The 270-nt window shown below is 50.7% G+C and carries 1 pseudogene; it reads right to left on the minus strand.

Going from position 1 to position 270, the window contains the following annotated elements:
* Nucleotides 1-54 precede the first annotated feature (54 nt).
* Nucleotides 55-270, minus strand: a pseudogene (locus tag KVT27_RS24750) (copper amine oxidase N-terminal domain-containing protein); the annotation flags it as partial.

Consider the following 270-nt stretch of genomic DNA (forward strand, 5'->3'; position numbering starts at 1 on the left):
GATATCTTCCGATTCTCGCCAACAGGAGCTGTCTAAAGGCTCTTAACTTCATTCTTATTTCTTATCTTCCAATGGGTAGAAAATCAAATCGATCGGGAACGCCGAACCCGCCGGAGGAGTGAACTCGATATCGAGCGCATCTTCCGTGCCTGTCGTACGCGCCAGCACTTGCATGCCGTCGAACGCTGTAATTACGCCGGACCAAGGCACAGGCATAATTTCGCCGTTAATTTTGAACGGCCCTTTGAATACGCCGCCTCTGGCCATGAT

The sequence above is a fragment of the Lysinibacillus sp. GbtcB16 genome (genome assembly GCF_019091145.1).
Lineage (GTDB): Bacteria > Bacillota > Bacilli > Bacillales_A > Planococcaceae > Lysinibacillus > Lysinibacillus fusiformis.